The following is an 11,707-nucleotide window of genomic DNA, read 5'->3' as shown; positions in this document are numbered from 1 at the left end:
GTTCAAGAAGTTCACCGTCCACACCGAACAGGCTTCCCAGCAGCTTACAACTGACAGGAAGCGTATCAATATAATTCTTTTAAAAAAGACGCAAATTCATGCGTCATACGGCTGCCTTCCGCCACCAGTTTCCAGTTACGGCTTACGTAACGCCCCTCGTCTTTCAAAATCCACCGGCGACGGCGGATATTCAGGAAAAGATGCTTGCCACGGACGGGGAAGTCCTGAACCACCACAGGAGCGTAGAAGCCTTTGCTTTCCACTTTGACATTCGAATACTCACCGGGAAGCTCATTTTTCTCTTCCAGGTAAATCACGATTTCACTACTGCTTTCCTTTACATCGGAAATGTTGAAATAATCCAATGTCCCTTCGGGAAGAAGGAGACGATAACCGCTAGCTTCCATAATTACTGTGCTGTTGTTGCAGGCAAAGATAAGATTTTATCGGATATACTCCTCAGAGTTTTACGTTGACCCCTGAAATCTTGGGGGAATTAGTTAAAATAGTTATCTTTGGCGCATGAAACCGAAACGCCCCAATCCCGGGTCAACGTAAAAATCTGAGGGATTCATATAGATTAAGCATAAATTTTTGTTAGTCTGAATAGAAAGAAAGGGCTTCCTGCAGACACGCTTGATTATTTAGCTCCAGTTAACCATGTCTCTCAAGAGGCTTGCTTCATTCTTTTTCTTGAGGAAAAGCCTTCAATTCTGCAAGAGTATTCCCACTTACACCTACATTCAAACAGAAATAAGTAAATAATAAAATAATGTGAAGCCCTGTCCCTATGTTTTAGAGAAATGCCTGCAAAAGAACAACCGGATTTAACGCTTTGGTATCAATCGGAACGAACCTAAGTAGACAACCATACAAAAGACAGTCCCGCTTGGGGTTACTGCCGTTCCCATTAGAGGAAACTATCGTTCCCATTAAGGGAAACCGTCATTTCCATTAGGAGAAACTATCGTTCCCATTAGGGGAAATTGTCATTTCCATTATGAGAAACTGTCGTTCCTGTGTGTGAAAACGGAAGTTTCCTATAGGTAGGAAACTGTAATGTTCTTATTCTTAATATGATACATAACAGATATTGGTGTCCTGAGATATTCTTTTCGAGTGTAACGGAAGAGGCGGCAAGCGAGCGGCTGAGGATAAAAATGAGGGGAGAATATGCAAGTATGCCTTGTTTCAATACGGTACGGGTGGTACGATAGGTAAAAATAAAAAAGCCCTGCATACGCAGGGTTTTATGTGGCTTATATAGGGTTAACGCAGCTTACGTTCAACACTTAATGTTCAGTTCATTCAATATCTTGCGCATAGCTTCGAAAGTCGTGATTCTTGTCGGTACTAATGGAAGCCGGAGCTTATTTTCAATCATCCCCATAGCATTCAGCATGGCTTTTACACCGGCAGGATTGCCGTCCACAAAAAGTAATTTGAATAATTCGGCAAATTTGTGGTGGATAGTCAGTGCATTTTGATAATCTCCCCGCAATGCCAGACGCACCATACGGCTGAATTCGCGTGGAAAGGCGTTTCCGATGACCGAGATGATACCGACTGCTCCCAAGGTAATCAAAGGGAAAGTTATACCGTCATCGCCCGAAATAACATCGAAATTAGCGGGTTTATTCTTGATGATATCATCCATTTGGGTAATATCGCCCGATGCCTCCTTTATTGCAATCACATTCTTGAAATCACGTGCAATACGCAAGGTCGTTTCTGCCTTCATATTTACACCGGTACGTCCCGGTACATTATAAAGTACAATCGGGAGGTCTGTAGCCTCGGAGATAGCCTTATAATGCTGGTAAATCCCTTCCTGGGAAGGCTTGTTATAATACGGTACAACAGAAAGAACGGCATCCACGCCGGTGAAATCGTCATTTTTCAGAGTTTCTACCACCGCACGCGTATTGTTTCCGCCTACTCCGAGCAGGATAGGAATTTTTCCATTCACACGTTCGATAACCATCTTCTTGATTTTCTTTTTCTCCTCTTCAGTCAAAGTCGGAGTTTCTGCCGTGGTGCCGAGCACGCATAAAAAATCAGTATTGTTTTGAAGCTGATAATCTACTAAACGCATCAATGCATCGTAATCAACGCTTTCATCCTCTTTAAATGGAGTAATCAGCGCTACCCCCATTCCTTTCAATTTTGTCTGTATCATGAGTATTATAAAGTAATCTCTAATTAAATGACTCGCAAAAGTACGATTTTTTTCGATTTACCATACAAATATAAGCTATAAAAAAGTTTTTTGTAGAAATCTGTTAGGATATGAGCGCTAAAAACTCATCTTCGCTCATAATCTTTATCCCCAATTTGCGTGCCTTCTCCAATTTGGCAGGACCCATATTTTCGCCCGCCAGGATAAAACTGGTCTTGGCAGAGATACTGCCCACGTTCTTTCCCCCGTTTTTCTCTATCAGCTCCTTGTATTCGTCCCGCGAGTGATGCGCAAATACACCGCTTATAACGACAGACTGTCCTGCCAGCTTGTCGGTGTATCCGCTCAAATCCTCTTCCTTCCGGTAAAGTTGCAGTCCATTGGCTTTCAAACGCTCCACCAACTCGCGGTTCAATGGATTGGCGAAGTAAGCCAAGATACTCTGCGCTATTTTTTCACCGATTTCATCGATACTTACCAGCTTGTCGAGGTCTGCATTCTCCAATTCTTCTATGTCCTTAAAAGATTTGGCTATTTTCTTGGCTACCGTCTCTCCCACGAAGCGGATACCCAACGCAAAAAGCACCCTTTCGAAAGGAACCTCTTTGCTTGCTCCGATTCCTTTGATGATATTCTCTGCCGATTTTTCGCCCATACGGTCTAAGTTCCTGATATCATCGGTGGTAAGCCTGTATAAATCCGCCGTATTTTCAATCAGTCCCAAACGGTAGAACATATCCACAGTCTCAGGGCCCAACCCTTCAATATCCATAGCCTTGCGGCTGATGAAATGTTCTATTTTACCTTTTATTTGAGGAGGGCAAACCGTTTCGTTGGGGCAATAATGGGCAGCTTCCCCTTCGTAACGTATCAGCTTGCTGCCGCACTCGGGGCAGTGAGTGATGAATTTTACCTTCTCGCCGATAAGCATACCGCGCGCATCCTTATCCACACCCGTAATTTTGGGAATGATTTCGCCTCCTTTTTCCACATAAACCATATCGCCGATATGCAAGTCCAGTCCCTCTATAATATCGGCATTGTGCAGGGAAGCCCTTCTTACAATAGTGCCGGATAGCTGTACCGGGTCTAAGTTGGCAACCGGAGTAACCGCACCAGTGCGCCCCACCTGGTAAGTAACCTTGTTCAAACGGGTCAGGGCACGCTCTGCCTGAAATTTGTATGCTATTGCCCAGCGGGGAGATTTTGTGGTGAAACCGAGATTCTTCTGCTGGCGCAGGCTGTTGACCTTTAGGACGATGCCGTCTGTTGCCACCGGCAGATTCTTACGCTCGGTATCCCAGTATCTGATATATTCGAACACCTCTTCGATACTATGAACCTTTTTGGCATGTTCCGAGATTTTAAAACCCCAGCCGGCAGCAGCCTGCAAATTCTCATAATGTCCGTCGCAAGGCAATTCCTCTCCTAAAAGATAATACAGATAAGCATCGAGCTTGCGTGAGGCTACAACGGCAGAGTTTTGCAGCTTTAAAGTACCGGAGGCCGCATTGCGGGGATTGGCGAAAAGCGGTTCTTCGCGCGCTTCCTTTTCACGGTTCAGCTCCTCGAACACTTCCCAGGGCATCAATATCTCCCCCCTGATTTCAAATAATTCGGGGTAATCCCCATGAAGCACCAACGGTATGGTACGGATTGTTTTTACGTTGTCCGTTACATCATCCCCCTTTTCGCCGTCGCCCCGGGTTACGGCACGTACCAACTTGCCGTTTTCGTAAGTCAGTGAAATAGATGTGCCGTCGTATTTCAGTTCGCAACATATCTCAAAATCCTCGTTCAGAGACTTTTTCACCCGTTCGTAAAAGTCTGCGACCTCGCTTTCAGAGTAAGTATTTCCCAATGAAAGCATAGGATATTTGTGGGTAACTTGCGTGAAATTCTTGTTTAAGTCACTTCCTACACGCATGGTAGGCGAATTCTCATCCTGATATTCCGGGTACTCTTTTTCGAGTTCCTGCAATTCGCGCATCCTGTCGTCGAACTCTTTATCGGATATTTCGGGAGCATTCAGCACGTAATAATTGTAGTTGTGCCGATGCAAGTCGGTACGTAGCTGGTCTATCTTTTCTTTTACTGTCATAACGATTCTGGAGTTTGAACGCAAAAATACGGGTTTCTCCCGAATATTTTTTGCTTTTACTCTTAACTTACACTATTTTTGCGGAAAAATTAAATATATGCGTATTGACATTATCACTGTCTTACCGGAGATGATTGAAGGTTTCTTCAATTGCTCCATTATGAAACGTGCTCAGAATAAAGGGCTTGCAGAAATACACATTCATAATCTCCGGGATTATACGGAAGATAAATACCGGCGGGTAGACGACTATCCTTTCGGTGGATTTGCCGGAATGGTTATGAAGATAGAGCCCATAGAGCGCTGCATCGAAGCTTTGAAAGCAGAGCGCGATTACGACGAGGTTATTTTTACCACTCCCGACGGAGAACAGTTCAACCAGCCTATGGCCAATACGCTGTCCCTTGCCAAGAATCTCATTATCCTTTGCGGGCATTTTAAGGGAATAGATTACCGCATCCGCGAACACCTCATTACGAAAGAAATCAGTATCGGAGACTATGTGCTGACCGGTGGAGAGCTGGCGGCTGCCGTTATGGCCGATGCAATTGTGCGTATTATCCCCGGGGTAATTTCCGACGAACAATCCGCACTTTCCGATTCTTTTCAAGATAACCTTTTGGCTGCTCCGGTCTATACACGTCCGGCAGATTACAAAGGTTGGAAAGTTCCGGATATTTTACTGTCAGGGCATGAGGCGAAAATTAAGGAATGGGAGTTGCAGCAGTCACTCGAAAGAACACGGAAATTGCGTCCCGACTTGCTGGGCGAATAAAATACCGAATGTAAATAAAAATAAAAAGGACATCCATAGGCAGATGTCCTTTTTTATGAAAATTAATTGCGAATGGCTATGCTTTGTTATTCGCTATACCTCAAGCGCACCGATTATCTCCTTTACAGACTTATATCCGTGCCGGTCGAGGTAGTCATCGATACCCTCTGCAACCTTCACGGTAATTGCCGGGTCGATGAAGTTTGCCGTACCTATCTGGACGGCGGACGCACCTGCAAGCATAAATTCCACCGCATCTTTCCAGTTCATGATACCTCCCAAGCCTATGACCGGTATTTTTACCGCCTTAGCAACCTGCCACACCATGCGGAGGGCGATAGGCTTCACTGCGGCGCCGGACATACCGCCTGTTACGGTGGAGAGTACGGGACGCCTGCGTTCTGCATCTACAGCCATTCCCAGCAAGGTATTTATGAGCGATACGCTGTCTGCGCCGCCGTTTTCGGCAGCGCGTGCTATCTCCGTGATGTCCGTAACGTTGGGCGACAACTTTACGATAAGTGTCTTTTTGTAAACTGAGCGTACGGCTTTTACCACTTCCTCAGCTCCCTTTGCCGTGACCCCGAATGCCATTCCGCCTTGCTTGACATTGGGGCAGGAAATGTTCAGTTCTATGGCAGGAATATTTACAAGTTCATTAATGATTGCCGCTGTTTCCATATAGTCCTCGATAGCAGACCCCGATACATTCACAATCATATTGGTTTTTATGTCCTTGATGCGCGGATAGATATGCTCTACAAAGTAATGCACACCCTTATTTTGCAGTCCCACAGCATTTAACATGCCGGCAGGAGTTTCTGCCATGCGCGGATACGGGTTGCCTTCACGTTTGTGAAGGGTAGTACCCTTTACAATTATACCACCTATTCGCGATATATCGATGAAATCAGCGAATTCTTCACCATATCCGAAGGTTCCGGATGCCGTCATTACCGGATTCTTCATTTGTAATTCACCAATGTTTACACTTAAATCTGCCATAATAGTTTGTTTATATTAAAAACCGGACCCTCTTTACATACACATAAATGCCCCTCCGTAGTGTTTTCTACGCAACACAGGCAAGCCCCTATGCCGCATGCCATCATGTTCTCCAGAGACACCTCGCAACTTATGCTTTTACTTTTGGCATATTTTGCCACAGCTATCATCATAGGCTTGGGACCGCAGGTATATATCTGCCCGAAGCTCACCTTATCCAGTATGGAATGTTGGGTGACGTATCCCTTTTCGCCGTGGCTACCGTCCTCCGTCGTGGTATATACCTCTCCATAAGCGGCAAATTCTTCTAATTGCAGCAAATCCTTGTCGCTCCGGGCGCCTAATAAGAACGTCGGTTTGCTTCCGTTCCTGGCTAACTGCTCGCCTAAGTACAACATGGGCGCTGTACCTACGCCGCCACCCACTAACAGAAGCTTATCCGAGGGATTTACAGGCATTGTAAAGCCATTTCCCAGCGGAAGTACTGCGTTGATTACATCTCCCTTTTTTGCCGCGCCTAAACGCCTGGTTCCGTCGCCTACGAGTTGAATAAGGAACCATACCTCATTCCGCTGTTTATCTACATAATTAATGGAGATAGGGCGTCGCAGGAAAGTAGTGGGCGAATCGTCTACACGAATCTCTGCAAATTGCCCCGGCAGCATCTCCGGAAGTTGGGACGGGGAAGTCAGTTTCAGCAGCACATAGTTGGCATGCAGCCGGACATTCTCGGTCACTGTTAAATCTAAAATGTATTTTTTCATATATCTATAAAGAAGAATTATCTTTTGGATGCAAAGATACGGGAATTTGCGCAAATAGCCGTTGTTGCCTCTTAATTTTCCGGTTTGAATGTTTCGTAGGTGTTATCATCAAAGAAAATTCTTATTTCAGTAATTTTCCGTGGGGGCTTTTCTTTATAGATAATCTCTTGTCTTACAACTTCTTTAGGTGCTTTCTGCACTGTTTCTAATGCGATTTCCTTGCGATTTTCCGAAGTATCCGGCTCATTGGCCAGGTTTTCGGGATTCTCGGCGAATAAAGGATAGTCGAATCCACCGTTACTTTCGGCAGACGGGGAGTCATTGCTCATATTTCCTTTTCCGGTTAGTAGCCACTCGAGGTTGATGTCGTTATAACGCTGGTGCAACCTGAGAATAACTTCCGTACTCGGATATTTGTTGCGGGGACCTAAGATGTGGGAAATGGTGGCTTGAGCTACTCCGATGCTTTCGGCAAATGCTCCGGCAGTCAGCTTTTCCCTGTCCATTATCATTTTGAACCTATCCTTTATGTTCATGGCGTAGAGGTATTACATTTGTATTCTAAAATTACTGATTACAAAAGTAAAAAATAAAAATCACAAATGCAAATAAAAAATGTAATATCGGGTAGTTTACAAAGTTGTTCGCACGATTTACTTATGTGATATTACATAACTGATTTATCCCTTAAAGCCTAAAAAATATCTATTATTGAAAGTTTAATAAAATGATATATAATACTGATATTTAATAGAATATGATTATATTATATAGACAGGTATTCGCACATTACAAATGTTTGAAGTATACACCCGGCTATATTAATTAAATAATCGAGTATAATTCTATATTTATCAGATTTATAAGAGTATATACTATATAATACTTGTGGTTAACCCTATATACTATATGAATGTAAAGTGATAAAATATCGATGTGAATTCATGTATTTACAAATGTATACCCTATTGCATTATTACATATGGTAATATTAGCATTGTGATGTGTATATGCGTAAATTCCCTATTTCACATAAGTAATATTCAATAATTGTATCATGCAACTATTTTCCTACTGAATCGAGGTAAAACCTGATTGGGTAACACATTCCGAAATATGAAAATTGGTGACAAAATAGAAAGCAGGCTGATATTCCGCCAGCCTATATACCATAACAATGAAATCCTTGTTTTATTTCTGTAAGAGTGTCCGGATGATTGAAAAGAAACGATTCTCAGAGGTTTATTTATGACTTATTTTGTTGTATTACAGCTGATTATAGCACTTTTTATAGTACCGGGATAACGTGATAATAGAAAAAAAGGGGGAAAATCCCCCTAAATATGACAGAATGATACCAAACCGGGCTATTTCTATATTTTCTTCTTTTATATAAAGAAGCCCTGACCGGGCAATCAATGCAGGATTTTAAAGACCAGCTCCCGCAAAAGGTCATTGTCGCTTAACGAGGAGTTGCCTACTCCTTTGGATTTGGCATCGGTGTACCGTATCTCCCCGATGATTTGCATTGTCTTTACCCCATTGTACCGCCGCATGGCACTTAAGTACTCGCGCGACTGCCACGGGCTTTTCAAACCTAAAAACGAAGCAATGCCCTGCTCCGATTTTTCGGGAGCATAATAAGCCAACATCAGGTTGGAGAAGAACCCGAAAAGTAAAGATAAAGTCATTTGAATCGGATTGGTTTTCGGATTTTCTTCAAAATATTTTATTATCTTGTTAGCCTTTAATACGTCCTTTTCCACGATAGCGCTGCGGAGTTCGAAGTTATTATAATCTTTGCTGATTCCGATGTTACGTTCTATCTGTTCCGGGGTAACGCGTGTCTGACCTTTTGGAAGTGTAATAATCAGTTTCTCCAGCTCTCCGGTAAGGCGGCTGAGGTCAGTGCCAACGAAGTCGGCCAGCATGGAAGTAGCCTTCGGTTCGAGGTCTATCCCCTTACGCTTCATATACGAGGTGATAAAGGCAGGGAGTTGGGCATCTTTCACCTTTTTGGATTCGAACAATACGCCGGACTTCTCTATTTCGGCAGCGAGCTTTTTCCTCCTGTCCAGCACGCCGTGCTTGTGGCATATCACCAGTATGGTAGACAGCAGCGGCTTTTGGAGATAGTAGGAAAGCTCCTCCATATTGCGTACGTTCTGCGCTTCCTTTACCACCACCACCTGGTGTTCGGACATCATGGGATAACGCTTGGCGGCATTGATGATTGAGGCTACATCCACGTCGGCACCATATACGACGGTCAGGTTGAATTCCTTCTCGGTTTCGCTCAGCACATTATCCGTTATATAGTCGGCAATGAGGTCGATGTAATACGGCTCCTCGCCCATTAGATAGTACACAGGGCGGTATTGCCCCGCCTTCAGTTCCTTCAGGATGTCGTCGCACGTAATTTCCTGCTTTGCCATATTTTGTAGTTTTACCAGTCGAATTTCAGATGTTTTACGGTTTTCTTTTCGTCGATAATCATGCGCAGGGACGCGATGCCAATTTCAACGTGCTCCGTTACATAGTTTTGCGTTACTATGCTGTCGCTCTTATCGGTTTTCACCCCTTCGGGAATCATCGGCTGGTCGGAAACCAGCAATAAGGCTCCGGTAGGAATATGATTGGCGAAGCCGCAACTGAACAAGGTCGCCGTCTCCATATCCACCGCCATGGCACGGGTTTTCTTGAGATATTCCTTGAAATCGTCATCGTGTTCCCAGATACGGCGGTTGGTGGTATATACGGTCCCAGTCCAGTAATCGCGGGCATAATCGCGAATGGCGGACGAAACGGCGCGCTGCAACATAAATGCCGGCAGCGACGGCACTTCCGGTGGAAAATAGTCGTTGGACGTACCCTCGCCACGGATAGCGGCGATAGGAAGGATAAGGTCTCCTATCCTGTTCTTCTTGTCTATGCCGCCGCACTTGCCCAGGAACAGACATGCCTTGGGCTGGATAGCGCTCAGCAAATCCATGATAATCGCAGCGTTGGGGCTTCCCATTCCGAAATTGATAATGGTTATCCCCTCCGCACTGGCAGAAATCATATTGGCATCTTTGCCGAGAATGGGGACATCGAATTTTTCGGCGAAAATTTCTACATACTTGTTGAAGTTGGTCAGCAGGATATACTCTCCAAAATCTTCCAGGTTACGTTTTGTGTAACGGGGCAGCCAATTAGCTACGATTTCTTCCTTTGTTTTCATAAGATTTCATTAAATTTGTTCCCTAAAGCCGTTGGAGAACGATTATTTAACTCACAAAAGTACAATAAAAAAGTAAAAACAAGAAATTAAAGTAGAATGTTCTCACTGAATCTGCCGGCGTTCGATGCCAGGATTATTGCAAGGAATGGAAAAAGGAGTATTTTCGATGTTATCCGCCGCCGATATGTTGCCCTGACCCCCGAGGAGTGGGTGCGGCAGCATTTCGTGCACTTTCTCCTGATGTACAAGGGTTATCCGCAGGCGCTTATGGCAAACGAGGTGCAGGTACAGTTGAACGGCACTAAGAAGCGTTGCGATACGGTGCTTTACCGGCGCGACCTCACGGCACGCATGATTGTAGAGTACAAAGCTCCCGATGTAGAAATAACCCAGAAGGTTTTTGACCAGATAACCCGCTACAATATGGTGCTGAAGGTAGACTATCTGATAGTGAGCAATGGCCTTAGCCACTATTGCTGCCATATGGACTACGAACGGAATAGTTATACTTTCTTACAAGATATCCCTGATTACGATAACCTCTGATTTCGGTGCGTTACTGAATGGCATTCACTATACGACTGAATGCCATTCAGTCGTATACTTAAATAGGTTTAGTCGTATACTCATTATACCCCCCGCAGGAATAGGGTGTGGAGGGGTATCGGAGATGCTGGCACAATACTGTACCGTTAATAAAAATAGATTACGCCTCTCTCCTGCCCTTTTCTACTGCATCCCGTCGTATATCATCCGCGAGATGCGGGCTATAATGGCGGCGTTTTCTTCGTCCGTTTCGCTCGAATCCATTACGAAAACAGCGATATAGTACTTCCTGCCGTCGGGCATGATTACAACCCCGGCATCATTGTCTGCAATTTTCACCCCTTCCGGCGTGCGGTCGGAAGAGCCGGTTTTGTGTCCTACCGTTACACCGGATGGCAGCAAGCCCTTCAGCTTATTGCTTCCCGTACTGGTTTCTGCCATGATTTTCCATAGGAAATCCTTGTACCGGGGAGCGAACAGCGTTTTTTCGTAAGCTATTTTCAGCAGCCGCACCATTTCGGAGGGAGTGTTCCAGTTGAGGTATGTCCTTTGAGGGTCGCGGTGCATGGAATCTTCCGTTTCCGACAGGTTGAAACCGCTGATGCCCAAGCCTTTGATATATTCGTGGATATGCCCTATCCCCCCTGCATACTCTATCAGGATGTCGCACGCATTGTTGTCGCTCTGCGAGATGCTGTACTGCAAAAGCTCTTTTAGGGAAATGTCCGCATCCTGCCCGGCGTATTTTTTCCGCAACGGGCTGTAAGTGTCAGGATGTAACTGGGATGCCTTTACATGGACGATGCTGTCCAAAGCAGTGTCCTGCCTGTTCATCTTATCCAATACGGCTAGCGCCACATGGAATTTGAACACGCTCAGCAGCGGATAACGCACCCGGTCGTTGTGCTGCAGCACGGTTTCATCGCCGTCGGCCAGTACAGCTACGCCGACGGTGGCTTTTTTTTCTTTCAGGAAACCGGCAATCCGCTCCTTCAATGCCTGTTGCTGTTGTGCGTGTACGGTAAGGCTTATGCAGAGGCATAGCGCATATATCAGGGTATATCTGAGTTTCATGAGATTAATTCCATACATTTGTAGAGTTTGCAAATGTATG

General features: G+C 44.8%; 11 protein-coding genes. 2 read left to right on the top strand and 9 right to left on the bottom strand.

The features are described 5' to 3' along the window. Positions 1 to 65: 65 nt before the first annotated feature. From C233_RS0118660 to ligA, 3 genes are all read right to left on the bottom strand, one after another. On the bottom strand, positions 66 to 407 hold the full coding sequence (locus tag C233_RS0118660) for an ISAon1 family transposase N-terminal region protein (RefSeq protein WP_018669052.1): 342 nt from the start codon (positions 405 to 407) through the stop codon (positions 66 to 68). A gap of 878 nt (positions 408 to 1,285) precedes the next feature. Further along, positions 1,286 to 2,179 carry a 4-hydroxy-tetrahydrodipicolinate synthase gene (gene dapA / locus C233_RS0118655; protein WP_025069115.1) on the bottom strand — a complete coding sequence of 298 codons (894 nt, stop codon included), beginning with the start codon at positions 2,177 to 2,179 and terminating at the stop codon, positions 1,286 to 1,288. Positions 2,180 to 2,282: 103 nt separating this feature from the next. Continuing rightward, a complete protein-coding gene (ligA, locus tag C233_RS0118650; protein WP_018669050.1) occupies positions 2,283 to 4,280 on the bottom strand; it encodes an NAD-dependent DNA ligase LigA in 1,998 nt (665 codons plus the stop codon). 97 nt (positions 4,281 to 4,377) lie between these two features. On the opposite strand from ligA, the gene trmD reads away from it, so the two are divergent. After that, positions 4,378 to 5,055, top strand: coding sequence for a tRNA (guanosine(37)-N1)-methyltransferase TrmD (gene trmD / locus C233_RS0118645; protein WP_018669049.1), 678 nt, complete (start codon positions 4,378 to 4,380; stop codon positions 5,053 to 5,055). Between the two features lie 93 nt (positions 5,056 to 5,148). Here trmD and C233_RS0118640 read toward each other — a convergent pair whose 3' ends face one another. The 5 genes from C233_RS0118640 to C233_RS0118620 all read right to left on the bottom strand — a co-directional run bounded on the left by C233_RS0118640 (position 5,149) and on the right by C233_RS0118620 (position 10,047). Continuing rightward, on the bottom strand, positions 5,149 to 6,060 hold the full coding sequence (locus C233_RS0118640) for a dihydroorotate dehydrogenase (protein ID WP_026314924.1): 912 nt from the start codon (positions 6,058 to 6,060) through the stop codon (positions 5,149 to 5,151). Next, positions 6,048 to 6,824, bottom strand: a complete 777-nt coding sequence (locus tag C233_RS0118635) for a dihydroorotate dehydrogenase electron transfer subunit (protein WP_018669047.1) — start codon at positions 6,822 to 6,824, stop codon at positions 6,048 to 6,050. The genes C233_RS0118640 and C233_RS0118635 overlap by 13 nt, the downstream gene beginning before the upstream one ends. Positions 6,825 to 6,895: 71 nt before the next feature. Beyond that, positions 6,896 to 7,360 carry a helix-turn-helix domain-containing protein gene (locus C233_RS0118630; protein ID WP_018669046.1) on the bottom strand — a complete coding sequence of 155 codons (465 nt, stop codon included), beginning with the start codon at positions 7,358 to 7,360 and terminating at the stop codon, positions 6,896 to 6,898. 879 nt (positions 7,361 to 8,239) lie between these two features. After that, entirely contained in the window at positions 8,240 to 9,259 is a 1,020-nt protein-coding gene (holA, locus tag C233_RS0118625) for a DNA polymerase III subunit delta (RefSeq protein WP_018669045.1), read from the bottom strand. A gap of 11 nt (positions 9,260 to 9,270) precedes the next feature. Further along, positions 9,271 to 10,047: an AMP nucleosidase gene (locus C233_RS0118620; RefSeq protein ID WP_018669044.1), complete on the bottom strand. Its 777-nt coding sequence runs from the start codon at positions 10,045 to 10,047 to the stop codon at positions 9,271 to 9,273. Between the two features lie 96 nt (positions 10,048 to 10,143). Between C233_RS0118620 and C233_RS0118615 the strand changes: the two genes are divergently transcribed. Beyond that, the gene (locus C233_RS0118615) at positions 10,144 to 10,593 is read left to right on the top strand and encodes a type I restriction enzyme HsdR N-terminal domain-containing protein (RefSeq protein ID WP_018669043.1); all 450 of its coding nucleotides are present in this window, start codon (positions 10,144 to 10,146) and stop codon (positions 10,591 to 10,593) included. 183 nt (positions 10,594 to 10,776) lie between these two features. Here C233_RS0118615 and bla read toward each other — a convergent pair whose 3' ends face one another. Further along, entirely contained in the window at positions 10,777 to 11,667 is an 891-nt protein-coding gene (gene bla / locus C233_RS0118610) for a class A beta-lactamase, subclass A2 (protein WP_018669042.1), read from the bottom strand. Positions 11,668 to 11,707 lie beyond the last annotated feature (40 nt).

The sequence above is a fragment of the Bacteroides gallinarum DSM 18171 = JCM 13658 genome (genome assembly GCF_000374365.1).
GTDB classification, from domain to species: Bacteria; Bacteroidota; Bacteroidia; order Bacteroidales; family Bacteroidaceae; genus Bacteroides; species Bacteroides gallinarum.
Note: the sequence above shows the minus strand (reverse complement) of the source record. Positions and strands in the feature narration are given on the sequence as shown.

Excerpts from the sequence above, each read along its gene's own strand:
- C233_RS0118660 (WP_018669052.1), bottom strand. The coding sequence starts at position 407 with ATGGAAGCTAGCGGTTATCGTCTCCTTCTTCCCGAAGGGACATTGGAT.
- dapA (WP_025069115.1), bottom strand. The coding sequence starts at position 2,179 with ATGATACAGACAAAATTGAAAGGAATGGGGGTAGCGCTGATTACTCCA.
- ligA (WP_018669050.1), bottom strand. The coding sequence starts at position 4,280 with ATGACAGTAAAAGAAAAGATAGACCAGCTACGTACCGACTTGCATCGG.
- trmD (WP_018669049.1), top strand. The coding sequence starts at position 4,378 with ATGCGTATTGACATTATCACTGTCTTACCGGAGATGATTGAAGGTTTC.
- C233_RS0118640 (WP_026314924.1), bottom strand. The coding sequence starts at position 6,060 with ATGGCAGATTTAAGTGTAAACATTGGTGAATTACAAATGAAGAATCCG.
- C233_RS0118635 (WP_018669047.1), bottom strand. The coding sequence starts at position 6,824 with ATGAAAAAATACATTTTAGATTTAACAGTGACCGAGAATGTCCGGCTG.
- C233_RS0118630 (WP_018669046.1), bottom strand. The coding sequence starts at position 7,360 with ATGAACATAAAGGATAGGTTCAAAATGATAATGGACAGGGAAAAGCTG.
- holA (WP_018669045.1), bottom strand. The coding sequence starts at position 9,259 with ATGGCAAAGCAGGAAATTACGTGCGACGACATCCTGAAGGAACTGAAG.
- C233_RS0118620 (WP_018669044.1), bottom strand. The coding sequence starts at position 10,047 with ATGAAAACAAAGGAAGAAATCGTAGCTAATTGGCTGCCCCGTTACACA.
- C233_RS0118615 (WP_018669043.1), top strand. The coding sequence starts at position 10,144 with ATGTTCTCACTGAATCTGCCGGCGTTCGATGCCAGGATTATTGCAAGG.
- bla (WP_018669042.1), bottom strand. The coding sequence starts at position 11,667 with ATGAAACTCAGATATACCCTGATATATGCGCTATGCCTCTGCATAAGC.